The 26,526-nt window shown below is 72.1% G+C and carries 25 protein-coding genes; 19 read left to right on the forward strand and 6 right to left on the reverse strand.

Translation table 11 applies throughout. From position 1 onward, the window contains the following. Positions 1 to 89 precede the first annotated feature (89 nt). Positions 90 to 1,133 carry an oxidoreductase gene (locus tag ACWC21_RS27340; protein WP_450885484.1) on the forward strand — a complete coding sequence of 348 codons (1,044 nt, stop codon included), beginning with the start codon at positions 90 to 92 and terminating at the stop codon, positions 1,131 to 1,133. A gap of 35 nt (positions 1,134 to 1,168) precedes the next feature. Continuing rightward, on the forward strand, positions 1,169 to 2,809 hold the full coding sequence (locus tag ACWC21_RS27345) for an ABC-F family ATP-binding cassette domain-containing protein (protein WP_450885485.1): 1,641 nt from the start codon (positions 1,169 to 1,171) through the stop codon (positions 2,807 to 2,809). A gap of 87 nt (positions 2,810 to 2,896) precedes the next feature. Here the strand turns inward: ACWC21_RS27345 and ACWC21_RS27350 are convergent, their stop codons facing one another. The 3 genes from ACWC21_RS27350 to ACWC21_RS27360 form a co-directional block, all read right to left on the reverse strand. Beyond that, positions 2,897 to 5,272: a Tex family protein gene (locus ACWC21_RS27350; protein WP_450885486.1), complete on the reverse strand. Its 2,376-nt coding sequence runs from the start codon at positions 5,270 to 5,272 to the stop codon at positions 2,897 to 2,899. Positions 5,273 to 5,374: 102 nt separating this feature from the next. Beyond that, positions 5,375 to 5,506 (reverse strand): LPFR motif small protein, encoded by a 132-nt coding sequence (locus ACWC21_RS27355; protein WP_388797146.1) that lies wholly within the window; start codon positions 5,504 to 5,506, stop codon positions 5,375 to 5,377. A gap of 81 nt (positions 5,507 to 5,587) precedes the next feature. Next, the gene (locus ACWC21_RS27360; protein ID WP_450885487.1) at positions 5,588 to 6,343 is read right to left on the reverse strand and encodes an enoyl-CoA hydratase/isomerase family protein; all 756 of its coding nucleotides are present in this window, start codon (positions 6,341 to 6,343) and stop codon (positions 5,588 to 5,590) included. A 201-nt stretch (positions 6,344 to 6,544) separates the two neighbouring features. Here ACWC21_RS27360 and ACWC21_RS27365 point away from each other — a divergent pair, with 201 nt between their 5' ends. Further along, a complete protein-coding gene (locus ACWC21_RS27365; protein ID WP_450885511.1) occupies positions 6,545 to 7,039 on the forward strand; it encodes an ATP-binding protein in 495 nt (164 codons plus the stop codon). A 6-nt stretch (positions 7,040 to 7,045) separates the two neighbouring features. Here the strand turns inward: ACWC21_RS27365 and idi are convergent, their stop codons facing one another. From idi to galE, 3 genes are all read right to left on the reverse strand, one after another. Beyond that, entirely contained in the window at positions 7,046 to 7,639 is a 594-nt protein-coding gene (idi, locus tag ACWC21_RS27370; RefSeq protein ID WP_450885488.1) for an isopentenyl-diphosphate Delta-isomerase, read from the reverse strand. Between the two features lie 298 nt (positions 7,640 to 7,937). Next, a complete protein-coding gene (locus ACWC21_RS27375) occupies positions 7,938 to 8,879 on the reverse strand; it encodes a cation diffusion facilitator family transporter (protein WP_450885489.1) in 942 nt (313 codons plus the stop codon). 118 nt (positions 8,880 to 8,997) lie between these two features. Beyond that, positions 8,998 to 9,996: a UDP-glucose 4-epimerase GalE gene (gene galE, locus ACWC21_RS27380; RefSeq protein WP_450885490.1), complete on the reverse strand. Its 999-nt coding sequence runs from the start codon at positions 9,994 to 9,996 to the stop codon at positions 8,998 to 9,000. 289 nt (positions 9,997 to 10,285) lie between these two features. Here galE and ACWC21_RS27385 point away from each other — a divergent pair, with 289 nt between their 5' ends. The 16 genes from ACWC21_RS27385 to ACWC21_RS27460 form a co-directional block, all read left to right on the forward strand. Further along, the gene (locus ACWC21_RS27385) at positions 10,286 to 12,085 is read left to right on the forward strand and encodes a DUF5941 domain-containing protein (RefSeq protein ID WP_450885491.1); all 1,800 of its coding nucleotides are present in this window, start codon (positions 10,286 to 10,288) and stop codon (positions 12,083 to 12,085) included. Then, positions 12,082 to 12,834 (forward strand): phosphocholine cytidylyltransferase family protein, encoded by a 753-nt coding sequence (locus ACWC21_RS27390; RefSeq protein ID WP_450885492.1) that lies wholly within the window; start codon positions 12,082 to 12,084, stop codon positions 12,832 to 12,834. Before ACWC21_RS27385 ends, ACWC21_RS27390 begins: the two co-directional genes overlap by 4 nt. After that, entirely contained in the window at positions 12,822 to 13,883 is a 1,062-nt protein-coding gene (locus ACWC21_RS27395; protein ID WP_450885493.1) for an iron-containing alcohol dehydrogenase family protein, read from the forward strand. The genes ACWC21_RS27390 and ACWC21_RS27395 overlap by 13 nt, the downstream gene beginning before the upstream one ends. Next, entirely contained in the window at positions 13,861 to 14,640 is a 780-nt protein-coding gene (locus ACWC21_RS27400; RefSeq protein WP_450885494.1) for a CDP-alcohol phosphatidyltransferase family protein, read from the forward strand. The genes ACWC21_RS27395 and ACWC21_RS27400 overlap by 23 nt, the downstream gene beginning before the upstream one ends. Positions 14,641 to 14,648: 8 nt before the next feature. Beyond that, entirely contained in the window at positions 14,649 to 15,521 is an 873-nt protein-coding gene (locus tag ACWC21_RS27405; RefSeq protein WP_450885512.1) for a glycosyltransferase family 2 protein, read from the forward strand. A 98-nt stretch (positions 15,522 to 15,619) separates the two neighbouring features. Then, a complete protein-coding gene (locus tag ACWC21_RS27410) occupies positions 15,620 to 16,549 on the forward strand; it encodes an ABC transporter permease (protein ID WP_450885495.1) in 930 nt (309 codons plus the stop codon). After that, the gene (locus tag ACWC21_RS27415; protein WP_450885496.1) at positions 16,542 to 17,345 is read left to right on the forward strand and encodes an ABC transporter ATP-binding protein; all 804 of its coding nucleotides are present in this window, start codon (positions 16,542 to 16,544) and stop codon (positions 17,343 to 17,345) included. The genes ACWC21_RS27410 and ACWC21_RS27415 overlap by 8 nt, the downstream gene beginning before the upstream one ends. A 329-nt stretch (positions 17,346 to 17,674) precedes the next feature. Beyond that, positions 17,675 to 18,601, forward strand: a complete 927-nt coding sequence (gene hpnC, locus ACWC21_RS27420) for a squalene synthase HpnC (RefSeq protein ID WP_450885497.1) — start codon at positions 17,675 to 17,677, stop codon at positions 18,599 to 18,601. Then, a complete protein-coding gene (hpnD, locus tag ACWC21_RS27425; RefSeq protein WP_450885498.1) occupies positions 18,598 to 19,560 on the forward strand; it encodes a presqualene diphosphate synthase HpnD in 963 nt (320 codons plus the stop codon). The genes hpnC and hpnD overlap by 4 nt, the downstream gene beginning before the upstream one ends. Beyond that, positions 19,560 to 19,700, forward strand: coding sequence for a DUF6380 family protein (locus ACWC21_RS27430; protein ID WP_450885499.1), 141 nt, complete (start codon positions 19,560 to 19,562; stop codon positions 19,698 to 19,700). The genes hpnD and ACWC21_RS27430 overlap by 1 nt, the downstream gene beginning before the upstream one ends. After that, positions 19,655 to 21,133 carry a hydroxysqualene dehydroxylase HpnE gene (hpnE, locus tag ACWC21_RS27435; RefSeq protein ID WP_450885513.1) on the forward strand — a complete coding sequence of 493 codons (1,479 nt, stop codon included), beginning with the start codon at positions 19,655 to 19,657 and terminating at the stop codon, positions 21,131 to 21,133. The genes ACWC21_RS27430 and hpnE overlap by 46 nt, the downstream gene beginning before the upstream one ends. Further along, entirely contained in the window at positions 21,133 to 22,266 is a 1,134-nt protein-coding gene (locus ACWC21_RS27440; protein WP_450885500.1) for a polyprenyl synthetase family protein, read from the forward strand. The genes hpnE and ACWC21_RS27440 overlap by 1 nt, the downstream gene beginning before the upstream one ends. 119 nt (positions 22,267 to 22,385) lie before the next feature. Next, positions 22,386 to 24,425 (forward strand): squalene--hopene cyclase, encoded by a 2,040-nt coding sequence (shc, locus tag ACWC21_RS27445; protein WP_450885501.1) that lies wholly within the window; start codon positions 22,386 to 22,388, stop codon positions 24,423 to 24,425. After that, positions 24,425 to 25,066, forward strand: a complete 642-nt coding sequence (locus tag ACWC21_RS27450) for a phosphorylase family protein (RefSeq protein WP_450885502.1) — start codon at positions 24,425 to 24,427, stop codon at positions 25,064 to 25,066. The genes shc and ACWC21_RS27450 overlap by 1 nt, the downstream gene beginning before the upstream one ends. Before the next feature lie 5 nt (positions 25,067 to 25,071). After that, on the forward strand, positions 25,072 to 26,094 hold the full coding sequence (hpnH, locus tag ACWC21_RS27455) for an adenosyl-hopene transferase HpnH (protein ID WP_450885503.1): 1,023 nt from the start codon (positions 25,072 to 25,074) through the stop codon (positions 26,092 to 26,094). Between the two features lie 4 nt (positions 26,095 to 26,098). Then, positions 26,099 to 26,526, forward strand: a 428-nt coding sequence (locus ACWC21_RS27460) for a flavodoxin-dependent (E)-4-hydroxy-3-methylbut-2-enyl-diphosphate synthase (protein ID WP_450885504.1), incomplete at its 3' end; no start/stop codon positions are given.

Genomic DNA, 26,526 nt, shown 5'->3' on the forward strand with positions numbered 1-26,526 from the left:
CGGCACACCGGCCGGGCCGCCCGGACGCGCATCCCACGGAACCGGCCGCGCACTGCCCGCAGCCGTTTCGCCGCGGGAATACTCACGGCATGTCTGCCGCACACGTGACCTTCGGCCTGGCCCCGGCGACGCGCGCCGGCGGTGTCCTCGCCGACGGCCGTCCCCGGCTCCCGCGGGACTTCCTGGACTTCGTCGTCGACGGCCGTCCGCTGCTCGGCCGGCTGCCCCACCTCGACCTGGTCTCCCCGCTCGCCCTGGGCCTGCCGCCCGCGATGTTCGCCGCGCGGGTCCGCGGCCTCCTGCTGGAGACCGGAGCGCCGCTCCCGGGCGGCCGGTACGTCATCTACGGCTGTCCCGGATGCGAGGACCCGGCGTGCGGCGCGGTCACCGCCGTCATCGAGCGGGACGGCGACGACTACGTCTGGCGGGACTTCGCCCTGCCGACGGACGACCGGGCCGCCCCGGACCCCGCCGGCCGCCACGGCATCGGGCCCTTCCGTTTCCGCGGACCCGAGTACCGCGCCACCCTGGGCGGCCTGCTCCACGGCTGTGACGGTCCCGGCGACACACCCGGCCGCCGCGTCCTGCTGATCGGCCCCCGCGCCGGCTTCCTCGCCCGGCTCGCCGCCGCCCTGCGCACCAGCGGCATCGGCGCCGACATCACCCCCGACATCGACGACGTACCCGCCGGGGAACTGCGCCCGTACGGCGCCGTCGTCTTCGGTCCCGCCGTCGGCGAGGACCGACGAGCCCCCGTACGCCGGGTGTTCGAGCGCGCCGGCATCGATGCGGCCTACGTCGAGGGGCTCGCCCCGATCGTCCCGCTCCTGGCCGCACAGGTCGAGCACGCCCTCGACCGCGGCGCCGCCGGCCGGCGCCGGCTGACCCGTGTGGCGGCCTCCCACGACGGGGCGGACGTGCAGGTCGCGGTCGCCTGCCGGGTGCGCCTGACCGCCTACCGACTCGACCGGCTCTCCCGCGCCCACGCCGTGGACGTCTTCGACGGTGTGCTCGAGCCCGGACGGCACCGCATCGCGCTGGACGCCAAGGCGGTGAAGGGCCGGGCCTTCGTGGTCGCCCGGGCCTCCGGGAGCGTGCTGGTGGCGGCCGTGACGCGCGGAGAACCCGGCTGAGCGCCGGGCGGCCCGGCCGTTAGGATCGGCGCCTGATGACTGCCACCCTCGTCGCCAAGAACCTCGCCGCCGGCCACGGCGACCGCTCGCTCTTCTCCGGCCTGGACCTCGTCGTGGCCCCCGGGGACGTGATCGGGCTGGTCGGTGCCAACGGAGCGGGCAAGTCCACGCTGCTGAGCCTGCTCGCCGGACTGGCCGTGCCGGAGGAGGGCGAGCTGAGGCTCTCCCCGCCGACCGCGACCGTCGGACACCTCCCGCAGGAGCCGGAACGCCGGCCCGGAGAGACGGTACGGGAGTTCCTCGCCCGCCGCACCGGCGTCGCCGAGGCCCAGCGCGCGATGGACCGGGCCACCGAGGCACTGGTCGAGGGCGCGCCCGGCGCCGACGACGCCTACGCGGCGAGCCTGGAGCGCTGGCTCGGCCTCGGCGGAGCCGACCTGGAGGAGCGGGCGGAGGAGGTCGCCGACTCCCTGGGGCTCGCCGTGGACCTGGACCAGCCGATGACCTCCCTCTCCGGCGGCCAGGCGGCCCGCGCGGGTCTCGCCTCGCTGCTGCTCTCCCGCTACGACGTCTTCCTGCTCGACGAACCCACCAACGACCTCGACCTCGACGGCCTGGAGCGCCTCGAACGCTTCGTCACCGGTCTGCGCGCCGGCACCGTCGTCGTCAGCCACGACCGCGAGTTCCTCACCCGCACGGTCACCAAGGTCCTCGAACTCGACCTGGCACAGCGGCAGATCAATCTCTACGGCGGCGGCTACGAGGGCTACCTGGAGGAACGCGAGACGGCCCGCCGGCACGCCCGGGAGGACTACGAGGAGTACGCCGACAAGAAGGCGGCCCTGCAGGACCGGGCGCAGACCCAGCGCGCCTGGATGGACAAGGGCGTGAAGAACGCGCGGCGCAAGGCCGGCAACGACAAGGACAAGATCGGCCGCAAGTTCCGCAGCGAGGCCAGTGAGAAGCAGGCCGCGAAGGCCCGCCAGACCCAGCGCATGATCGAACGCCTCGAGGCCGTCGAGGAACCCCGCAAGGAGTGGGAACTGCGCATGGAGATCGCGGCGGCCCCGCGCTCCGGCGCGGTCGTGGCCACCCTGCGGGACGCGGAGGTACGCCGCGGGGACTTCGCCTTCGGACCGGTGTCCCTGCAGATCGACTGGGCGGACCGGGTCGCGGTCACCGGTGCGAACGGCGCGGGCAAGTCGACCCTGCTCGGCGCGCTGCTCGGCCGGATCCCGCTGGACGCCGGGCACGCCGCGCTCGGCTCGGGCGTACTGGTCGGTGAGGTCGACCAGGCCCGCGGGCTGTTCCACGGCCCCCAGACCCTGCTGGACGCCTTCCGCGCGGCCGTCCCCGACACCGAACCGGTCGAAGTGCGCACCCTGCTGGCCAAGTTCGGCCTGAAGTCGGACCATGTCCTGCGCCCGGCCGCGAGCCTCTCACCCGGTGAGCGCACCCGCGCCGCCCTGGCCCTGCTCCAGGGCCGCGGCGTCAACCTCCTCGTGCTGGACGAGCCGACCAACCACCTGGACCTGCCCGCCATCGAACAGCTCGAGTCGGCGCTCGACGCCTACGAGGGCACCCTCCTGCTGGTCACCCACGACCGGCGGATGCTCGACGCGGTACGGGTGACCCGCCGCCTGGAGGTCGCGGCCGGCAAGGTGACCGAGCGCTGAGCCGACGCCGGTCCGGCGGAGGACCGGGCGGCTCCTCGGGTCGTCCCGGCGGGCCGGGCGCCATGGCGGAGCGCCCGGCCCCGGTGCTCAGCGCCGGCCGTTCTTCGGGTCGAGCAGCCCCGCGCGCCGCAGCGCGTCCGCCATCGCGCTGTTCGCCGGCGGGGGAGCCTGACGGGAGCCGCCGCCCCCGCCGGCGCGGGGCTGCCGCTGCTGCGGCGGGCGTCCGCCCCGCTGCCGTCGCTCGCCGCCGCCCTGCTGCCGCTCCTGCGGGGCCGCCTCGTCGTCCAGGCGCAGCGTGAGCGAGATCCGCTTGCGCGGGATGTCCACGTCGAGGACCTTCACCTTGACGATGTCACCGGGCTTGACGACGTCCCGCGGATCCTTCACGAACGTCTTCGACATCGCGGAGACGTGCACCAGGCCGTCCTGGTGGACGCCGACGTCGACGAACGCCCCGAAGGCCGCCACGTTCGTCACGACGCCCTCCAGGACCATCCCGGAGGACAGGTCCGAGATCTTCTCCACACCCTCCTTGAAGGTGGCCGTCCTGAAGGCGGGGCGCGGGTCACGTCCCGGCTTCTCCAGCTCCTTCAGGATGTCGGTGACGGTCGGCAGGCCGAAGGTGTCGTCGACGAAGTCGGCCGGCCGCAGCGACCGCAGCACGCCGGTGTTGCCGACGAGGGAGGCGACCTCCTGCCCCGTCGTCTTCACCATGCGGCGCACGACCGGATAGGCCTCCGGGTGCACGCTGGAGGCGTCCAGCGGGTCGTCGCCGCCCCGGATGCGGAGGAAGCCCGCGCACTGCTCGTACGCCTTCGGGCCGAGCCGTGCCACCTTCTTCAGTTCCGAGCGGGACTTGAACGGCCCGTTCGCGTCCCGGTGCGCGACGATGTTCTCGGCGAGGCCGGAGGTGACCCCGGACACCCGCGCGAGCAGCGGCACGGAGGCGGTGTTGACGTCCACACCGACGCCGTTCACACAGTCCTCGACCACCGCGTCCAGCGAGCGGGACAGCTTCACCTCGGACAGGTCGTGCTGGTACTGGCCGACACCGATCGACTTGGGATCGATCTTGACCAGTTCGGCCAGCGGGTCCTGCAGCCGGCGTGCGATGGAGACGGCGCCGCGCAGGGACACGTCCATGTCGGGCAGTTCCTGCGAGGCGAACGCCGACGCCGAGTACACGGACGCGCCCGCCTCGGACACCATCACCTTGGTGAGCTGCAGTTCGGGGTGCTTGGCGATGAGCTCTCCGGCGAGCTTGTCGGTCTCCCGGGACGCCGTGCCGTTGCCGATCGCGACCAGCTCGACCGCGTGCTCCTTCGCCAGCCGGGCCAGCTTCGCGAGGGCCTCGTCCCACTTGTTGGCCGGGACGTGCGGGTAGATGACGTCGGTGGCCACCACCTTGCCGGTCGCGTCGACCACGGCCACCTTCACGCCCGTACGGAAACCCGGGTCCAGGCCCAGCGTCGCGCGCGTGCCCGCCGGGGCGGCGAGCAGCAGGTCGCGCAGGTTGGCCGCGAAGACGTTCACCGCCTCGTCCTCGGCGGCCGTGCGCAGCCTCAGCCGCAGGTCGATACCGAGGTGCACGAGGATGCGGGTGCGCCAGGCCCAGCGGACCGTGTCGCCCAGCCACTTGTCGGCGGGGCGGCCCCGGTCGGCGATGCCGAACCGGTGGGCGACGATCCCCTCGTACGACGAAGGGCCGTCCGTCTGCTCCTCCGGCTCCAGGACGAGATCCAGGACCTCCTCCTTCTCACCGCGCAGCATGGCGAGGATCCGGTGCGAGGGCAGCTCGGTGAAGGGCTCGGCGAAGTCGAAGTAGTCGGCGAACTTCGCGCCCGCCTCCTCCTTGCCCTCCCGCACCTTGGCGGCGAGCCGCCCGCGCACCCACATCCGTTCACGCAGCTCACCGATCAGGTCGGCGTCCTCGGAGAACCGCTCGGTGAGGATCGCCCGGGCGCCGTCCAGGGCCGCCTGCGGGTCGGCGACGCCCTTGTCCGCGTCGACGAACGCGGCGGCCGCGGCGAGCGGCTCGACCGCCGGGTCGCGGAGCAGCCCCTCGGCGAGCGGCTCCAGTCCCGCCTCGCGCGCGATCTGCGCCTTGGTGCGCCGCTTGGGCTTGTAGGGGAGGTAGATGTCCTCCAGACGTGCCTTGGTCTCGGCGCCCCGGATCCGGGCTTCCAGCTCCTCGGTGAGCTTGCCCTGCTCGCGTACCGAGTCCAGGATCGCCGTCCGCCGCTCCTCGAGCTCCCGCAGGTAGCGCAGCCGCTCCTCGATCGTGCGCAGCTGCGCGTCGTCGAGCATCTCGGTCGCTTCCTTGCGGTAGCGGGCGATGAAGGGCACCGTCGAACCGCCGTCCAGCAGTTCGACCGCGGCCTTCACCTGCCGCTCCCGTACGCCGAGCTCCTCGGCGATCCTGCCTTCGATGGATCCTGCTTGGATGGATCCGGGTGTCGTCACGATCCCGTACCGCCTTCTCCACTGAGGTTGCGCGGCAATTGTGGCAGGTCGCACCGACAACCGGGGATCAGGGCGGGTCCCGGCGGGGCGCCGGGCCTGTGGTCAGGCCCGGCCGCCGCGCGCGGAGGCGGAGGCTCCGCCGAAGAGCCGGGCCAGGGCCCGGAACGGCAGCGTCACCACGGTGGCGATCGCCCCGCCGATCTGGCGCAGTACGTCTGCGATGGCACGGAACACGGACAGCTCCTTTCCTCGGTGCCGACCACTCCGGCCGGCAGGGAACGGGTACCTCACCTGTGCCGACCCATGCAGGGGTGATCAGTTCGAGGAGGGCGCGCTCCAGGTGAAGCGCGGTGTCCGGCGCTCCAGGAAGGCCCGGACGCCCTCCGCCGTCTCCGCGCTGTCGCGCATCTGCCCGGTCCAGTACGCGTCGCGGTCCGTGCGTCCGTCCGTGAACTCCTTCGCCGCGGCCTGCGTCAGCTGCGAGCGGGTGACCAGGATCCTGGTGAACTCCGCGACGCGCTTGCCCAGTTCCCCTTCCGGCAGCACCTCGTCGAGGAAGCCGGTGCGCAGTGCGCGGGCCGTGTCGATCAATTCGCCCGAGAACAGCAGGTACTTGGCGGTGGCCGGACCCACCAGCGACACCAGCCGCCGGGTGGCGGAGGCCGGATAGACGATGCCGAGTTTCGCGGGCGTCACCCCGAACAGCGCCCCCTCCTCGGCGAACCGCAGGTCGCAGGCCGCCGCCAGCTGTGCGCCGCCGCCCACGCAGTGCCCGCGGACGGCCGCCAGGGTCGGCTTCGGGAACGCCGCGAGGGCCTCCTCGGCGCGGACGGCGAGCCCCTGCGCCTCCTCGGGCGCATCACGCAGGGTCGAGATGTCGGCCCCGGCGCAGAAGGTGCCGCCCTCACCGGTGAGCACCAGCGCCCGCACGGCCGGATCGGCGGCCAGCGCGTCCAGCAGCTCGGGCAGCGCCCGCCACATCGCGGCCGTCATGGCGTTGCGCTTGGCGGGGTGGTGGACGACGACGGTGGCGACCGAGTCGGTCACCTCGTGCAGCAGCTGGGGCTCCATGAGCCGGATGCTATCCGGGTCCTCTGCAGCGTTCGCCGGCCTGGACACCGGTGAACGCGTCAAACTCGGACGGCATCCGTGGCGAAACGGTCGGGAAGCAACTGAAATCCGCTGACTTGTGTTCAGTTCCGCAGGTCGGACCGGATCGCTGCCGACACTCGACGTGTGGTGACAATCGAGCGCGAGGGTGGCGACCGGACGATGGAGAACCACGGGCGTGGGGCGGTCCCGCGCCCAGAGGGAGGCGACCGGCACCCGCCGGGCCCGCTGCCGTACGAAGGAGTGTGGCGGTTCACCGCCCCCACCGTCGACGCCTCGGTCCCGCAGGCGCGGCACGCCGTACGGGACCTGCTCCACCGCCAGGGCGTGCCGGCCGCCGACGACATGGTCCACGCGCTGCTGCTGATCGTCTCCGAACTGGTCACCAACGCGGTCAAGCACGCGGCGCTGCTGTCGCCGACGCTCGCCGTGGAGGTCGCCGTGGGCGCCGACTGGGTGCGCGTGTCGGTGGAGGACCACCACCCCTACCGTCCCACCGCCCTGGAGGCCGACCACGGGCGGACCGGCGGCCGGGGCCTGCTCCTGGTGCGCGAGGTGGCCGCGGAGGCCGGGGGGATGGTCGACATGGAGCACACGGCGGGCGGCGGCAAGGTGATCTGGGTCGCCCTGCCGCTCAAACCCGCGCGGCTCCCGTGAACCGCCTCACCACCCGGCGGACTGACCCGTCAGCTCCCTGATCGCCGGGCGTGCCGCGTCCAGCACGGTCATGAACCAGGACGAGAAGGTGTCGGTCGCGTGCCGCTCCTTGAGCTCGGCGGGTGTCACGAAGGCGGTCGCACCCACCTCCTGCGGATCCGGTGCGGGCGGGGTCTGCACCAGGCCGACGAACAGATGGTTGTACTCCTGCTCGACCAGGCCCGAGGACGGGTCCGGGTGGTTGTAGCGGACCGTGCCCGCCTCGGCGAGCAGTGAGGGGGAGACGCCCAGCTCCTCGTGCGTGCGCCGGGCCGCCGCCACGAAGGGCGCCTCCCCGGGGTAGGGATGGCCGCAGCAGGTGTTGGACCAGACACCGGGGGAGTGGTACTTGCCGAGCGCCCGTCGCTGGAGCAGCAGCCGGCCGCGGGCGTCGAACAGGAAGACGGAGAAGGCGCGGTGCAGCTGTCCCGGCGGCTGGTGGGCGGCGAGCTTCTCCGCGGTGCCGATCGTCACGCCGTCCTCGTCGACCAGTTCCAGCAAAATCGCCTCTGCGGTGCCGTTCGACGAATTGTGCGTCGCGGTGGCAGGTGTGATCGGCATACCCATCCTTCGCCTCGGTCTTGGCATCTCAAGTCTGCCGCACGAATCCGGCACTCCTGTCACTTCCCGGCACGTCCGCATGTCCCGCGCGCGGCGCGGCCCGCGGCCGTCCGGCCGGACACCGGGAAGCGAGCCCCGGTAGGTGGGCTGCCCGAGGGGAACGCCCGGGAACCGCCGGGACGCCGTGAACAGGAGGACACCGGAGCGCGACGGGCCGCCGCGCTCCACCGGCGGCGCCCCCCGGCGCCGACGGCTCCCCGCTCCCCGCTCCCCGCGGCCCGCCGTCAACGGCACGCCGTCAGTGGCACAGCCGTGCCTCGTGCTCCGCGTGGCCGCTCGGCTCCAGCTGGAAGGTGCAGTGCTCCACGTCGAAGTGGTCGCCGAGACAGCCCTGCAACTCGTGCAGCATCTTCTCGTGGCCGATCGCGCTGAGCGCGTCCGAGCCCACGACCACGTGCGCGGAGAGCACCGGCATCCCGGAGGTGATCGTCCAGGCGTGCAGGTCGTGCACGTCCTCCACCCCCTCCAGGGCCAGGAGGTGTGCGCGGACCTCCGCCATGTCGACGTCCTTCGGAGCCGCCTCCAGCAGCACGTCCAGGGTCTCGCGCAGCAGCTTGACGGTACGCGGGACGATCATCAGCCCGATGACGAGCGAGGCGATCGGGTCGGCGGCCTGCCAGCCGGTGGTCAGGATCACGACCGCGGAGACGATCACCGCCACCGAGCCCAGCGCGTCCGCGGCCACCTCGAGGAACGCGCCGCGCACGTTCAGGCTCTCCTTCTGGCCCCGCATCAGCAGCGTGAGCGAGACCGTGTTCGCGACCAGGCCGATCGCACCGAACACGATCATCAGCCCGCCCTCGGTGCCGGCCGGGGTGAAGAAGCGCTGGACGGCCTCGTACAGCACGTACCCGCCGACGCCGAGCAGGAGCAGGCAGTTGGCCAGGGCGGCGAGGATCTCGGCGCGGGCGTAGCCGAACGTGCGGTTGGTGCTCGGCGGCCGGGCCGCGAAGTGGATGGCGAGCAGGGCCATGCCCAGCCCCAGCGCGTCCGTGGCCATGTGGGCCGCGTCCGCGATCAGCGCGAGGGAGTCGGCGGCCAGACCGCCGGCGATCTCCAGCACCATGACGCCGAGGGTGATCGACAGGGTGACGCGCAGGGTGCCCCGGTACGCCGCGGCCGCCGTCCCGGTGGGCGGCACATGCGTGTGCGCGTGCCCGTGGTCGTGCCCTGCACCCATGCCGTCCGCCCTTCCGCGTGCCGCCCGAGCTCACAGTGAACTACGGGGAGGGGGTATCGGGCAACGCGGCACTGAACACCGTTGTCATGTGCCTTGACCTGCGTAAACGATGTCCAGGTCAGGGTGCCCGATGGCCCGGGGCGGTGGCCTCGCCGTGGTGCAGCCGCCAGCCCTGCCAGGCCGACTCCACCATGGCCCGTACCCCCCGCCGTGCCCGCCAGTCGAGCACCTTCGCGGCACGCTCGGCCGAGGCGACCGCCCGGGGCGCGTCACCGGGGCGCCGCCCCTCCACCACGGGCGCCCGGCGGTCGCCGGTGACCTCACCGATGACGGAGACCAGCTCGCGGACCGAGACGCCCTCGCCCCGGCCGATGTTCAGCGTCAGGTCGCCGCGCACGTCCCCCTCGGCCAGCAGCCGGGCCGCCGCCAGGTGGGCCTCGGCCAGGTCGGCCACGTGAATGTAGTCACGGACGCCGGTGCCGTCCGGGGTCGGGTAGTCGTCGCCGAAGACCCGGGGAGCCTCGCCGCGGGTGAGCCGGTCGAAGACCATGGGCACGATGTTGAAGACCCCGGTGTCCGCGAGTTCCGGCGCGGCCGCGCCCGCCACGTTGAAGTAGCGCAGGCAGACGGTGGCGATGCCGTGCGCCCGCCCCGCCGCCCGCACCAGCCACTCCCCGGCGAGCTTCGTCTCGCCGTAGGGGTTCACCGGCGCGCACGGGGTGTCCTCGGTGATCAGCTCCACGTCCGGGTTGCCGTAGACGGCCGCCGAGGAGGAGAAGACGAAGCGGTCGATCCCCGCCTCGGCGACCGCCTCCAGGAGCGTGGCGAGTCCGCCCACGTTCTCCCTGTAGTAGCGGGTGGGCTGCGCCACCGACTCGGCGACCTGCTTGCGCGCCGCGAGATGCACCACGCCCGTCACCGAGTGACCGGCGAGGACCCGCTCCAGCACGGCCCGGTCCGTCACACAGCCCTCGACGAGCGGCACACCGGCCGGAAGCCGCGCGGGCACCCCTGCCGAGAGGTCGTCCAGCACGACGACGCGCTCCCCGGCGTCGCTCATGACCCGCGCCACATGAGCCCCTATGTATCCGGCACCGCCGGTGATCAGCCACGTCATGGTCGCCCACCCTATGCCGACCCCGACCGGGGCGGTCCCCGATGTCCCGGATGCCCGGTCCGGCGAGGTCACGCGCGCGGGGGCGGTTTGTGGGCAGGCCCCGGATCACCGATGATGATCGCGGCAAAGGCCGGGGCCGACCGCGTCGACCGGCCCGTGAACGGGCGGTGAACACGGGGTCGTCGGCATCCGATAGCCTCTGCCGACATGCCGCCCGGCCGTCCGGGAAGCGGCGCCCCGCCAAGCAGACGACCGGCGCACACGCGTCGGCACCAGGGAGTGAGTTCGGTTGTCGACCGCCATCGTGACCGGCCAGCCGGTCCCCGGATCGTCGCTCGAGAGCGATCTGCGGTCCCTCGGCTTCGAGGTGCTCAACGCAACCGACACCTCCGGCACGGAGGCCCTCCTCGCGGCCGTCCCCGCGGGGGAGCGCGTGGCCGTGGTCGACTCCCGTTTCGTCGGGCACCCGCACGCCCTCCGCCTCGGACTCACCGACCCGCGCTTCCCGCTCGCCGCCGTCCCCGGCGCCGTCACCGCCCGGCCGGACGGCCGCCAGGCGCTGACCCGGGCGGTGGCGCGCGAGACCTCCGCCGGCGGCGGCAGCGTCATCGCCGTGGCCGGCATCGCGGACCGTCTGGTCCTCGCCCTCGACGCGGACGGCGCACAGGTGCACCGGCCCGAGCTCGGCAGCCTGGTCGCCGCCGTCCCCACCGATCCGCAGGCGCGCAACGAGGCCCGGCAGGCCACGGACGCCGTCGACGACGAGGCCGTGCGCCTGAAGTCGGCGGTGAAGGCCCGCGACGGCTTCTTCACCACGTTCTTCATCAGCCCGTACTCCCGCTACGTCGCCCGCTGGTGCGCCCGCCGCGGTCTGACTCCCAACCAGGTCACCACCGCCTCACTGCTCACCGCCCTGATAGCCGCGGGCTGCGCGGCCACCGGCACCCGGGCGGGCTTCGTCGCGGCGGGTGTCCTGCTCATCGCCTCCTTCGTGCTGGACTGCACGGACGGCCAGCTGGCCCGCTACTCGCTGCAGTACTCCACGCTCGGCGCCTGGCTGGACGCCACCTTCGACCGGGCCAAGGAATACGCCTACTACGCGGGGCTCGCCCTCGGCGCGGCCCGCGGTGGCGACGACGTATGGGCACTGGCACTGGGCGCGATGGTGCTCCAGACCTGCCGGCACGTCGTCGACTTCTCCTTCAACGAGGCCAATCACGACGCGACCGCGAACACCAGCCCCACCGCCGCCCTCTCCGACAAGCTCGACAGCGTCGGCTGGACGGTCTGGCTGCGGCGCATGATCGTGCTGCCCATCGGTGAGCGCTGGGCGATGATCGCGGTCCTCACGGCGGTCACCACGCCCCGCATCACCTTCTACGTGCTGCTGGTCGGCTGCGCCTTCGCGGCGACGTACACCACGGCGGGCCGGGTGCTGCGGTCGCTGACGCGCAAGGCGCGGCGCACGGACCGGGCCGCGCGGGCGCTGGCGGACCTCGCGGACAACGGGCCCCTCGCCGCCGCCCTGGGCCGTGCCGCGCGCGGCGTGCGTCTCCCGGCGCCGGTCGCCGCCGCCGTCGGCGGTCTCCTCGTGGTGATCTCCGCCGCACTCCTGGGCGCCGGCTGGCTCACCGTCGTCGCCGCCGCGCTCTACGCCGTACTGTCCGGTCTGGCCGTCGCGCGCCCCCTCAAGGGTGCGCTGGACTGGCTGGTTCCGCCCTTCTTCCGTGCCGCCGAGTACGGCACCGTCCTGGCCCTGGCGGCCGAAGCGGACGTGAACGGAGCCCTTCCGGCGGCTTTCGGGCTGGTGGCCGCCGTCGCCTACCATCACTACGACACGGTGTACCGCATCCGCGGCGACGCCGGAGCGCCGCCGGCCTGGCTGGTGAGCGCCATCGGGGGGCAGGAAGGGCGGACGCTGCTGGTCGCGGTTCTGGCCGCACTGCTCACCGCCTCGCAGTTCAAGGTCGCGCTCACGGTCCTCGCCGTGGCCGTCGCCCTCGTGGTGCTCGTAGAGAGCATCCGCTTCTGGGTGGCCGCCCACAAGGGTGGCGCACCCGCCGTACACGATGAAGGAGAACCCGCATGATCGGCCTCGTGCTGGCGGCCGGCGCCGGACGGCGCCTGCGCCCCTACACCGACAGCCTTCCCAAGGCTCTGGTGCCGGTGGGCCCCGCGGGCATAGACGGCGAGCCGACGGTCCTGGACCTGACCCTCGCCAACTTCGCCGAGATCGGTCTGACCGAGGTCGCGATCATCGTCGGCTACCGCAAGGAAGCCGTGTACGAGCGCAAGGCGGCCCTGGAGCGGAAGTACGGGCTGAAGCTCACCCTCATCGACAACGACAAGGCCGAGGAGTGGAACAACGCCTACTCGCTGTGGTGCGGCCGTGACGCCCTCAAGGACGGTGTGATCCTCGCCAACGGCGACACCGTGCACCCGGTCTCCGTCGAGAAGACGCTGCTCGCCGCCCGCGGCGAGGGCAGGAAGATCATCCTCGCCCTGGACACGGTGAAGTCCCTCGCCGACGAGGAGATGAAGGTCGTCGTCGACCCGGCCAAGGGCGTGCAGAAGATCACCAAGCTGATGGACCCCGCCGAGGCGACCGGCGAGTACATCGGCGTCACCCTCATCGAGGGCGACGCGGCCCCCGAACTGGCCGACGCGCTCAAGACGGTCTGGGAGACCGACCCGCAGCAGTTCTACGAGCACGGGTACCAGGAACTGGTGAACCGGGGCTTCAGGATCGACGTGGCGCCGATCGGCGACGTGAACTGGGTCGAGATCGACAACCACGACGACCTCGCCCGCGGACGGGAGATCGCGTGCCAGTACTGACCCGGCTCATCCCCTCGCCGCTCGTCGTGGACATCCGTCCGGGTGCCCTCGACGACCTGGCGGGGGTCCTCGCGGACGAGCGCATCTCGACCTCGGGCAGGCTCGCCGTCGCCGTCAGCGGCGGTTCCGGTGCCAGGCTGCGCGAGCGGATCGCCCCGACCCTGCCCGGTGCCACCTGGTACGAGGTCGGCGGCGGCACGCTCGACGACGCGGTCCGGCTGGCCGGCGACATAAAGGCCGGCCGGTACGACGCCGTCGTCGGCCTCGGCGGTGGCAAGATCATCGACTGTGCCAAGTTCGCCGCGGCGCGCGTCGGCCTGCCGCTGGTCGCCGTACCGACGAACCTCGCCCACGACGGTCTCTGCTCGCCGGTCGCCACGCTCGACAACGACGCGGGCCGCGGCTCCTACGGTGTGCCGAACCCGATCGCGGCCGTCATCGACCTGGACGTGATCCGGGAGGCGCCGGCGCGCTTCGTGCGGGCGGGTATCGGTGACGCCATCTCCAACATCAACTCGATCGCGGACTGGGAACTGGCGAACCGCGTCAAGGGCGAGAAGATCGACGGTCTCGCCGCGGCCATGGCCCGCCAGGCCGGCGAGGCGGTGCTCCGGCACCCCGGCGGCATCGGGGACAACGACTTCCTCCAGGTGCTCGCGGAGGCACTGGTCCTCACCGGCATCGCGATGTCCATCTCCGGCGACTCTCGCCCCGCCTCGGGGTCCTGCCACGAGATCAACCACGCCTTCGACCTGCTGTTCCCCAAGCGCGCCGCGAGCCACGGCGAGCAGTGCGGCCTGGGCGCCGCCTTCGCGATGTACCTGCGCGGTGCGCACGAGGAGTCGGCGCACACGGCCGAGGTGCTGCGCCGGCACGGGCTGCCGGTGCTCCCGGAGGAGATCGGCTTCACGGTGGACGAGTTCGTCCGCGCCGTGGAGTTCGCCCCGGAGACGCGCCCCGGCCGCTACACGATCCTCGAACACCTCGACCTGAAAACCGACCAGATCAAGGACATCTACGCCGACTATGTCAAGGCCATCGGTAGCTGAACTCCGTCCGGTCGTGCACCCCGCGGGGGTGAAGGACCGGCGCAGCGGTGAGCACTGGATGGGACGCCTCTACATGCGTGAGGTGTCCCTGCGGGTCGACCGCTACCTGGTGAACACCAGGGTCACGCCCAACCAGCTCACGTACCTGATGACCGTCTGCGGCGTCCTCGCGGCCCCGGCCCTGCTGGTGCCGGGGATCGCCGGCGCCGTGCTCGGCGTGGTCATGGTCCAGCTGTACCTGCTGCTCGACTGTGTCGACGGCGAGATCGCCCGCTGGAAGAAGCAGTACTCGCTGAACGGGGTCTACCTCGACCGCGTCGGCGCCTACCTCACCGACGCCGCTGTCCTCGTGGGCTTCGGCCTGCGCGCCGCGGACCTGTGGGGCAGCGGCAGGATCGACTGGCTGTGGGCCTTCCTCGGCACGCTGGCCGCCCTCGGCGCGATCCTGATCAAGGCCGAGACCGACCTGGTCGGTGTCGCCCGGCACCAGGCCGGCAAGCCGCCGGTCCAGGAGGCCGCCGCCGAGATGCGAACCTCCGGCATGGCGCTGGCCCGCCGGGCCGCGGCCGCGTTCAAGTTCCACCGGCTGATCCTCGGCATCGAGGCGTCCCTGCTGATCCTGGTCCTGGCCGTCGCCGACCAGGCACGCGGCGACCTGTTCTTCACCCGGCTGGGTGTCGCGGTGCTGGCCGGCATCGCGCTGCTGCAGACCGTGCTGCACCTGGTGTCCATCCTCGCCTCCAGCAGGCTGCGGTGAGCGCCGGCATGAGGGTCGGCGCGGTGATCATCACCATGGGCAACCGACCCGACGAACTGCGCGCACTGCTCGACTCGGTCGCCAAGCAGGACGGCGACCCGGTCGAGGTGGTCGTGGTCGGCAACGGCTCCCCGGTCCCGGACGTGCCCGAGGGCGTGCGGACCATCGAACTGCCCGAGAACCTGGGGATCCCGGGCGGCCGCAACGTGGGCATCGAGGCCTTCGGGCCCGGTGGCCGCGACGTGGACGTACTGCTCTTCCTCGACGACGACGGGCTGCTCGCGCACCACGACACCGCCGAGCTGTGCCGCCGGGCCTTCGCGGCCGACCCGAAGCTCGGCATCATCAGCTTCCGTATCGCGGACCCGGACACCGGCGTCACCCAGCGCCGCCACGTGCCGCGGCTGCGCGCCTCCGACCCGATGCGCTCCTCCCGGGTCACCACCTTCCTCGGCGGCGCCAACGCGGTCCGTACCCAGGTCTTCACCGAAGTCGGCGGCCTGCCGGACGCATTCTTCTACGCTCACGAGGAAACCGACCTGGCATGGCGGGCCCTCGACGCGGGCTGGATGATCGACTACCGGTCCGACATGGTGCTGTACCACCCCACGACCGCGCCCTCCCGGCACGCGGTCTACCACCGCATGGTCGCCCGCAACCGGGTCTGGCTCGCCCGCCGCAACCTCCCCGTCCTCCTGGTACCCGTCTACCTCGGGGTCTGGATGCTGCTCACCCTGCTGCGCCGCCCCTCGGGCCCGGCCCTGAGGGCCTGGTTCGGCGGGTTCAAGGAGGGCTGGACCACTCCGTGCGGCCCCCGCCGGCCGATGAAGTGGCGCACCGTGTGGCGGCTGACCCGACTGGGCCGGCCCCCGGTGATCTGAAAAGCTCGACCGGGGGAGGCGGTGCCTCGCGCGGACCACGCGGGGCCCCTTCCCCACGACGCACTCGAATACGTATGTGAAGACGAAGGTTCCAACCCGTGAGTGAGACAACGCACGACGGCGGTATCGCGGTGAGCGCGGCCCCGTCGCCCGACGAGGGACTGACGGCGGCGCAGCTCGCCGCCGAGTACGGGTTGACCGTCAGCGGCGCCCGGCCCTCGCTCGTCGAGTACGTCCGCCAGCTGTGGGGGCGGCGGCACTTCATCCTCGCCTTCTCCCAGGCGAAGCTGACCGCCCAGTACAGCCAGGCCAAGCTCGGCCAGCTCTGGCAGGTGGCCACACCCCTGCTGAACGCGGCCGTGTACTACTTCATCTTCGGCCTGATCCTGCACGCCAGCCGGGGCATGTCCCAGGACGTGTACATCCCGTTCCTGGTCACCGGCGTCTTCGTCTTCACCTTCACCCAGAGCTCGATCATGTCCGGTGTACGGGCGATCTCCGGCAACCTGGGCCTGGTGCGCGCCCTGCACTTCCCGCGTGCCTCGCTGCCCGTCTCCTTCGCCCTGCAGCAGCTTCAGCAGCTGCTGTTCTCGATGATCGTGCTGTTCGTCGTGGCGATCGGCTTCGGCAGCTACCCGGGCCTGTCCTGGCTGCTGATCGTGCCGGTGCTCGCGCTGCAGTTCCTGTTCAACACCGGGCTGGCGCTGATCGTCGCCCGCATGGGCGCCAAGACGCCCGACCTGGCCCAGCTGATGCCGTTCGTGCTGCGTACCTGGATGTACGCCTCCGGCGTCATGTTCTCGATCAACAAGATGCTCGAAGGACGCTCCCAGGCCGTCGCCCGCGTGCTCGAGGTGAACCCGGCCGCCGTCTACATGGACCTGATGCGCTTCGCCCTCATCGACGGCTACGGCGCCGGCAACCTCCCGCCGCACGTCTGGGCCATCGCGCTGTTCTGGGCGGTGGCCGCCTTCGTCGGCGGATTCGTGTACTTCTGGAAGGCGGAGGAGCGGTACGGCCGTGGCTGAGCAGCACACCGAGCTGCAGACCGGGGAGCGCACCGTGGAGCGCCGGCCCACCGTCATCGCGGACGACCTGCACATCGTCTACCGCGTCAACGGCGCCAAGACCGGAAAGGGCAGCGCGACCGCCGCGCTCAGCCGCATCCTGAAGCGCGGCGAGGAGAGGGGCGTGCGCAAGGTGCACGCCGTACGCGGTGTCTCCTTCGTCGCCTACCGGGGCGAGGCCATCGGCCTGATCGGCTCCAACGGCTCCGGCAAGTCGACGCTGCTGCGCGCGGTGGCCGGCCTGCTCCCGGCGGAGAAGGGCAAGGTGTACACCGACGGCCAGCCCTCGCTGCTGGGCGTCAACGCCGCCCTGATGAACGACCTCACCGGCGAGCGGAACATCATCCTCGGCGGTCTCGCCATGGGCATGTCCCGGGAGGAGATCAAGGAGCGCTACCAGGACATCGTCGACTTCTCCGGTATCAACGAGAAGGGCGACTTCATCACCCTGCCGATGCGCACCTACTCCTCGGGCATGGCCGCCCGCCTGCGCTTCTCCATCGCCGCCGCGAAGGACCACGACGTCCTCATGATCGACGAGGCGCTGGCCACCGGCGACCGCAAGTTCCAGAAGCGTTCGGAGGAGCGGATCCGGGAGCTGCGCAAGGAGGCCGGCACGGTGTTCCTGGTGAGCCACAACAACAAGTCGATCCGTGACACCTGCAACCGCGTGCTGTGGCTGGAGCGCGGCGAGTTGCGGATGGACGGACCGACCGAAGAGGTCCTCAAGGAATACGAGAAGTTCACGGGCAAGTGACCCGTTCGGACCGGGGCCCCGCCGGAACCGTCCGGTGGGGCCCCGCGTCTGCAAAGGAAGCGTCAACTCCGACTGCCGTCAGGAATCTTGACGCCAATCGGTGTGTTGTTGTGATCTGCGGGACACCCCGACGGCCCTCGCCGCGCTGTACAACGTAAGCTGTACCGGTCCCCGAAAGCGGCAAGTGGGGCGATAATACGCGACACCCTCGGCCAGGGCCGCCCCACGGACGGGCGGGCGGCGTGTCCGAAATAGTGAGTATCGGGTCGGCGGTGTAGAACGGGAGATGTGACGGCAATGGCTACGGAAACTCCCCAGCTCAACGCAGCATGTGCCGTCCCCGCCACGGGCAGCGCACGGTGACGGGAGCCGACACGGCGCGCCGCACCGAGCGTGCCACCCTCGACAAGGCCGCGGGCGAGAACTTCCCCGTGGCACCGTTCTTCCTGCCCCGGACCTGGCGCGACGACCTCATGGCCGTCTACGGCTTCGCCCGCCTCGTCGACGACATCGGCGACGGCGACCTCGCCCCCGGCGGCGCGGACGCCCGGCTGCTCGGCGTGTCGGCCACCGAGGCCGAGGACCGCCTCGCCCTCCTCGACGCCTTCGAGACCGACCTGCGCCGCGTCTTCGACGCCACCCCGCGCCACCCCCTGCTGCTCCGTCTGCAGCGGACCGTCCGCCGCCGCTCGCTCACCCCGAAGCCGTTCCTCGGCCTGATCGCGGCGAACCGTCAGGACCAGCTCGTCACCCGGTACGAGACCTACGACGACCTGCTCGCCTACTGCGAGCTGTCGGCCAACCCCGTGGGCCGTCTCGTCCTCGCCCTCACCGGCACCGCCACCCCCGAACGGATCCGCCTCTCCGACCGGATCTGCACCGCTCTCCAGATCGTCGAACACCTCCAGGACGTCGCCGAGGACCTCGGCCGCGACAGGATCTATCTGCCCGCCGCGGACATGAAACGCTTTCACGTCCAGGAGGCGGACCTCGCCATGACGACCGCGGGCGCACCGTTGCGCGCACTGGTCGCGTACGAAGCGGAACGCGCCCGCGATCTCCTGAATGAAGGCGCCCCCCTGGTGGGTAGCGTCCACGGCAGGCTGAGGCTGCTGCTCGCGGGATTCGTGGCGGGGGGAAGGGCGGCGATCCACGCGATCGCCGCCGCCGATCACGACGTACTTCCCGGCCCGCCCAAGCCCGGCAAGGCTCAGTTGCTGCGCGAGGTGGGCGTGATTCTGCGAGGAGAGGGGTGATCCGGACCGTGGAGTCCGTGCCGCACGTGTCCGCACCGGTACTCGCCGCCTACCGCTACTGCGAGGCCGTCACCGGGCAGCAGGCCCGCAACTTCGCGTACGGCATCAGGCTGCTGCCGCCGCCCAAGCGCCGTGCGATGTCGGCGCTGTACGCGTTCTCCCGGCGCGTGGACGACATCGGCGACGGCGCGCTGGCGGACGACGTCAAGACCGCGCGGCTGCAGGACACCCGGGCGCTGCTCACCCGGATCCGTGAGGGCGCCGTCGCCGAGGACGACACCGACCCGGTCGCGGTCGCCCTCGCCCATGCCGCCGAGGCCTTTCCCATCCCGCTCGGCGGCCTCGACGAACTCATCGACGGCGTCCTCATGGACGTACGCGGCGAGACCTACGAGACCTGGGACGACCTCAAGGTCTACTGCCGCTGCGTGGCCGGCGCCATCGGCCGCCTCTCGCTCGGGGTGTTCGGCACCGAACCGGGGGCGCGCGGCGCCGAGCGCGCACCCGAGTACGCCGACACCCTCGGGCTGGCCCTGCAGCTCACCAACATCCTCAGGGACATCCGGGAGGACGCCGAGGACGGCCGTACCTACCTGCCGACCGACGACCTCGCCAAGTTCGGCTGCTCGGCGGGCATCGGCGGACCCACGCCACCGTCAGGGTCCGACTTCGCGGGCCTCGTGCACTTCGAAGTGCGGCGGGCCCGCGCCCTCTTCGCCGAGGGCTACCGGCTGCTGCCCATGCTCGACCGGCGCAGCGGAGCCTGCGTCGCCGCCATGGCCGGCATCTACCGCCGTCTGCTCGACCGCATCGAGCGCGAGCCGGAGGCCGTGCTGCGCGGCCGGGTCTCGCTGCCCGGGCGGGAGAAGGCGTACGTCGCCGTGCGCGGCCTGTCCGGACTCGACACCCGGCACGTGACCCGCCACGTCTCCCGGCGGACCGTCAGGAGGCGTGCCTGATGGAGCCGACGGGCGAGGAGGACCCCACTTCCGTTGCGCGGCACGCAACCCTCCGGTGCGGCGCGGCGTCCCTGACGGTGACGGCCGGCCGTGCATCGTTCCCGCAGTACGGCGGAACTGCACAGGAGGGCGCACGATGACCGACGGCACCAGGCCCGACCGGCCGTCCGCCGACCGGAACACCGTTCCCGGGCCCGCCGGACGCGCCGCCGTGGTGGTCGGCGGCGGCCTCGCCGGCATCACCGCGGCGCTCGCGCTCGCCGACGCGGGCGTCCGCGTCACCCTGCTGGAGGGCAGGCCGAGGCTGGGCGGCCTCGCCTTCTCCTTCCGCCGCGGCGAGCTGACCGTGGACAACGGACAGCACGTCTACCTGCGCTGCTGCACCGCCTACCGCTGGTTCCTCGACCGTATCGAGGGCGCGGCGCTGGCACCCCTGCAGGATCGTCTCGACGTGCCCGTTCTCGACGCCGGCAGACCCGAGGGCCGACGGCTCGGCAGACTGCGGCGCGACGCGCTGCCCGTGCCCCTGCACCTGGGCCGGAGCCTCGCCACGTACCCGCATCTCTCGCTCGCCGAGCGTGCCGCGGTCGGGCGGGCCGCGCTCGCGCTCAAAGGGCTCGACCTCGCCGATCCGGCGCTGGACGCGACCGACTTCGGCGGGTGGCTGGCCGAGCACGGCCAGTCGGCGCGTGCCGTGGAGGCCCTGTGGGACCTGGTCGGGGTCGCCACCCTCAACGCGGTCGCGGGCGACGCCTCACTGGGGCTCGCCGCGATGGTGTTCAAGACCGGTCTGCTGTCCGACCCGGGTGCGGCCGACATCGGCTGGGCCCGAGTGCCGCTGGGCGAACTGCACGACCGTCTCGCCCGCAGGGCGCTCGACTCCGCGGGCGTGCGCACCGAGGTCCGTTCACGCGTCACCTCCGTCTCCCTCGACGAGAACGGCACCTGGAGCGTTCAGGTTCCCGGCGAGACGCTCCGGGCCGACGCCGTCGTGCTCGCCGTACCGCAGCGCGAGGCCCACGACCTGCTGCCGCCCGGCGCCCTCGACGCCCCCGAGCGGCTGCTCGCGATCGGCACCGCGCCGATCCTCAACGTCCACGTCGTCTACGACCGCAAGGTGCTCGCCAGGCCCTTCTTCGCCGCCCTCGGCACGCCCGTGCAGTGGGTCTTCGACCGCACGGAGGCGTCCGGCCTCGCCGAGGGCCAGTACCTCGCGCTCTCCCAGTCGGCCGCGCAGGACGAGATCGACGAACCGGTCGCCGCACTGCGCGAGCGCTACCTCCCCGAACTGAGGCGGCTGCTGCCCCGCGCCCGCGGCGCCGAGGTGAGGGACTTCTTCGTGACCCGGGAGCGCACGGCGACGTTCGCTCCCGCCCCCGGCGTCGGGCGCCTCAGGCCCGGCGCCCGCACCAAGGCACCCGGCCTCTACCTGGCCGGAGCGTGGACCGCCACGGGGTGGCCCGCGACCATGGAGAGTGCGGTCCGCAGCGGAGTGAGCGCGGCCGACGCCGCGCTGAGCGCCCTGGGACGGCCCCGTCCGAGCCACCTCTTCGCGTTCGAGGAGGCGGCCTGATGTCCGACCTGCCCGCGGCGGGCCCCCGCACCCCCGGCACCGCAACAAGAGGAGTAACCGTGCCCACTGTGCCCCCGGCCGACAAGGCCGTTTCAGAGACCGCGGTGGACGTCGCCGCGCTTCTGGAGCGCGGCCGGACATTGGCCACACCGGTGCTGCGGGCGGCCGTCGACCGTCTGGCGCCCCCCATGGACACCGTGGCCGCCTACCACTTCGGCTGGATCGACGCCGCGGGCAACCCGGCCGACGGCGACGGCGGCAAGGCCGTGCGCCCCGCCCTCGCCGTGCTCTCCGCCGAGGTCACCGGCGCCGCACCCGAGGTCGGCATCCCCGGCGCGGTCGCCGTGGAACTGGTGCACAACTTCTCCCTGCTGCACGACGACCTGATGGACGGCGACGAGCAGCGCCGGCACCGCGACACCGTCTGGAAGGTGCACGGCCCCGCCCAGGCGATCCTCGTCGGTGACGCCCTCTTCGCCCTCGCCAACGAGGTCCTGCTGGAGCTCGGCACGGTCGAGGCCGGCCGCGCCACCCGCCGGCTGACCACCGCCACCCGGGCCCTGATCGACGGTCAGGCCCAGGACATCTCCTACGAGCACCGCGACCGGGTCAGCGTCGAGGAGTGCCTGGAGATGGAGGGCAACAAGACCGGCGCCCTGCTGGCCTGCGCGTCCTCCATCGGCGCGGTGCTCGGCGGGGCCGACGAGCACACCGCCGACACACTCGAGAAGTACGGTTACCACCTCGGCCTCGCCTTCCAGGCCGTCGACGACCTCCTCGGCATCTGGGGCGACCCGGAGGCCACCGGCAAGCAGACCTGGAGCGATCTGCGCCAGCGCAAGAAGTCCCTGCCGGTCGTGGCCGCGCTCGCGGAGGGCGGCGAGGCGTCCGTACGGCTCGGCGAGATCCTCGCCGCCGACGCCAAGAGCAGCGACTTCGAGAACTTCTCCGAGGAGGAGTTCGCGGCCCGCGCCGCCCTCATCGAGGAGGCGGGAGGCCGCGAGTGGACGGCCGAGGAGGCGCGCCGTCAGCACACCATCGCCGTCGAGGCCCTCGGCACCGTCGACATGCCCGACCGGGTCCGCGCCGCGTTCACGGCGCTCGCCGACTTCGTCGTCGTGAGAAAGAGATGATCGCTATCGGTCGGACAGCCCTCGCGTAGTCGCCGGCCGGTGCCGCGCCCAGCACCCGCGCACCGGCCGACGGCGGACCCACAGCAGCACGACTCGCACGACTGCACGAAGGGGAAGCCATGACAGCGACGACCGACGGAAGCACCGGGGCCACACTGCCGTCCCGCGCTACCGCGGCCAGTGACACCGACATCACCACTCCCGCAGCGGCCGGCGTGCACGAAGCCGCCGCACACGCCGCGCGGCGCGCCACCGATTTCCTCCTGGCCGGGCAGGACGCCGAAGGCTGGTGGAAGGGCGACCTCGAGACCAACGTCACGATGGACGCCGAAGACCTGCTGCTCCGTCAGTTCCTGGGCATCCGCGACGAGGCGACCACCGCCGCCGCCGCTCTCTTCGTCCGCGGCGAGCAGCGCGCGGACGGCACCTGGGCCACCTTCCACGGCGGCCCCGGCGAACTCTCCACCACCATCGAGGCCTACGTCGCCCTCCGGCTCGCCGGGGACGAGCCGGACGCTCCGCACATGCGCAGGGCCTCGGCCTGGATCCGCGAGCGGGGCGGCATCGCCGCCGCCCGCGTCTTCACCCGGATCTGGCTGGCCCTGTTCGGCTGGTGGAAGTGGGAGGACCTGCCCGAACTCCCGCCGGAACTCATCTGGTTCCCCAAGTGGTTCCCGCTCAACATCTACGACTTCGGCTGCTGGGCCCGGCAGACGATCGTGCCGCTGACCATCGTCTCCGCCAAGCGCCCCGTGCGTCCCGCGCCCTTTCCGCTGGACGAGCTGCACACCGACCCGGAGAACCCCAACCCGGCGGGCCCCCTCGCCCGGGCCGCGAGCTGGGACGGTGCCTTCCAGCGTCTGGACAAGGCGCTGCACCGGCTGCGCAAGGCCGTCCCGCGCCGGCTGCGCCGGGCCGCGATGAACGCCGCCGCCCGCTGGATCATCGAACGGCAGGAGAACGACGGCTGCTGGGGCGGCATCCAGCCCCCCGCCGTGTACTCGGTCATCGCCCTCCACCTGCTGGGCTACGACCTGAAGCACCCCGTGCTGCGCGCGGGCCTGGAGTCGCTGGACCGGTTCGCCGTGTGGCGCGAGGACGGCGCCCGGATGATCGAGGCCTGCCAGTCGCCGGTGTGGGACACCTGCCTGGCCACCATCGCCCTCGCCGACGCGGGACTGCCCGCCGACCATCCGGCGCTGGTGAAGGCCGCCGACTGGATGCTGGGGGAGCAGGTGGTCCGGCCCGGCGACTGGTCGGTCCGGCGGCCCGGACTCCCGCCCGGCGGCTGGGCGTTCGAGTTCCACAACGACAACTACCCCGACATCGACGACACCGCCGAGGTGGTCCTCGCCCTGCGCCGGGTGCGGCACCACGACCCGGAGCGGGTGGAGAAGGCGATCGGACGCGGGGTGCGCTGGAACCTCGGCATGCAGTCGAAGAACGGTGCGTGGGGCGCCTTCGACGTCGACAACACCAGCCCGTTCCCCAACCGGCTGCCGTTCTGCGACTTCGGTGAGGTCATCGACCCGCCCTCGGCCGACGTCACCGCGCACGTGGTCGAGATGCTCGCGGTCGAGGGTCTCGCCCACGACCCGCGCACCCGGCGCGGCATCCAGTGGCTGCTCGCCGAGCAGGAGCCGGACGGTTCCTGGTTCGGCCGCTGGGGAGTCAACTACGTCTACGGCACCGGCTCGGTGGTGCCCGCCCTGACCGCGGCCGGCCTGCCGGGTTCGCATCCCGCGATCCGCCGGGCGGTGGCCTGGCTGGAGAAGGTGCAGAACGACGACGGCGGCTGGGGAGAGGACCTGCGCTCCTACAAGTACGCCGAGGAGTGGAGCGGCCGGGGCGCGTCCACCGCCTCCCAGACCGCGTGGGCGCTGATGGCGCTGCTCGCGGCGGGGGAGAGAGCCTCCAAGGCCGTGGAACGCGGAGTCGCGTGGCTCGCGGCCACCCAGCGGGAGGACGGCACCTGGGAGGAGCCGTACTTCACCGGGACCGGCTTCCCCTGGGACTTCTCCATCAACTACCACCTCTACCGGCAGGTCTTCCCGCTCACCGCGCTCGGCCGCTACCTGCACGGCGAGCCCTTCACCGACCGGCCCGCCACCCCGTCCGTCAAGGCCGGGGCGGTGCTCACCGAGGCCGAGGGGAGCTGATGAGCGCCCAGCCCGCCCCGGCCCCGCTGCTGATCGCCTGCGCGCTCGGCATCGAGCACCTCGCCCTGCGCAGGCGCGACCGCGGCGGTGCGGGCGGGCCGGTCACCGTCCTGCGGACCGGCATGGGGCCGAAGGCGGCGGAACGGTCCGTCAGCCGTCGCCTCGGCGAGCCGGAGTTCGCCGGGGCGGCCGTCCTGGCCACCGGCTTCTGCGCGGGACTCGCCCCCGGGATGCACCCCGGCGACCTGGTCGTGGCCGAGGAGACCCGTGACCCGCGCGGGACCGTCGGCTGTGTCGGCACGGACCTGCTCGTCGAGGAACTCGCGCGAATCCTCCCCGGGCGCACCGTCCACACCGGTCCACTCACCGGCTCCGACCACGTCGTCCGTGGTCAGGAACGTTCCGATCTGCTGGTCACCGGCGCGATCGCGGTCGACATGGAGTCGGCGGCCACGCTCCTGAGCGCCGTCCGCGCGGGCGAGCGCCCGGTTGCGGCCGTACGGGTGGTCGTGGACGCTCCAGAACACGAACTCGTCCGGATCGGCACGGTGCGCGGTGGAATATCGGCTTTCCGCGTTCTTCGATCCGTCCTTCCGGCTTTCTACGAATGGCACCGTTCTTCGCTGCTCCCCCGGAGGTGAGCCAGATGGCCATGCCGCTGCGTCAGTCCATCAAGGTCGCTACATACCTGGCCGAACAGAAACTCCGCAGGCGGGAGAAGTTCCCGCTGATCGTGGAGCTGGAGCCCCTCTTCGCCTGCAACCTCAAGTGCGAGGGGTGCGGCAAGATCCAGCACCCGGCCGGCGTGCTCAAGCAGCGCATGCCGGTCGCGCAGGCGGTGGGAGCGGTGCTCGAGTCCGGGGCACCCATGGTGTCCATCGCCGGCGGCGAGCCTTTGATGCATCCCCAGATCGACGAGATCGTGCGTCAGCTCGTGGCGAAGCGGAAGTACGTCTTCCTGTGCACCAACGCCATGCTGCTGCGCAAGAAGATGGACAAGTTCAAGCCCTCCCCCTACTTCGCGTTCGCGGTGCACATCGACGGGCTGCGGGAGCGGCACGACGAGTCCGTCGCGAAGGAGGGTGTGTTCGACGAGGCGGTGGCGGCCATCAAGGAGGCCAAGCGGCGCGGCTTCCGGGTGACCACCAACTCGACCTTCTTCAACACGGACACCCCGCAGACGATCATCGAGGTGCTCAACTTCCTCAACGACGACCTCGAGGTCGACGAGATGATGATCTCTCCCGCCTACGCCTACGAGAAAGCGCCCGACCAGGAGCACTTCCTGGGCGTGGAGCAGACCCGGGAGCTGTTCAAGAAGGCCTTCGCGGGTGGCAACCGGCGCCGCTGGCGGCTCAACCACTCCCCGCTGTTCCTGGACTTCCTCGAGGGCAAGGTCGACTTCCCGTGCACGGCCTGGGCGATCCCGAACTACTCGCTCTTCGGCTGGCAGCGGCCCTGCTACCTGATGAGCGACGGGTACGTGCCGACGTACCGGGAGCTCATCGAGGACACGGACTGGGACAAGTACGGCCGCGGCAAGGACCCGCGCTGCGCCAACTGCATGGCGCACTGCGGCTACGAGCCCACCGCCGTGCTGGCCACCATGGGGTCCCTGAAGGAGTCCCTGCGCGCGATGCGCGAGACGGTCTCCGGAAACCGGGACTGACGCGATGACCGCCGTTCCCTTGGGCGTTCCCGAGGTGCCGGTGCGGCCGGTGGCGCCGCGGCGTCCGTCGCGGCGGATCCAGGTCGGAACCGTGGCGGTCGGCGGGGACGCGCCGGTGTCGGTGCAGTCGATGACGACGACGCGTACGTCCGATGTCGGTGCGACGCTGCAGCAGATCGCGGAGCTGACCGCGTCGGGTTGTCAGATCGTGCGGGTGGCGTGTCCGACGCAGGACGACGCGGACGCGCTGGCGACGATCGCGCGGAAGTCGCAGATCCCGGTGATCGCGGACATCCACTTCCAGCCGAAGTACGTCTTCGCGGCGATCGAGGCGGGCTGTGCGGCGGTGCGGGTGAACCCGGGCAACATCAAGCAGTTCGACGACAAGGTCAGGGAGATCGCGAAGGCGGCGAAGGACCACGGCACGCCGAT

The sequence above is a fragment of the Streptomyces sp. NPDC001348 genome (assembly GCF_053597535.1).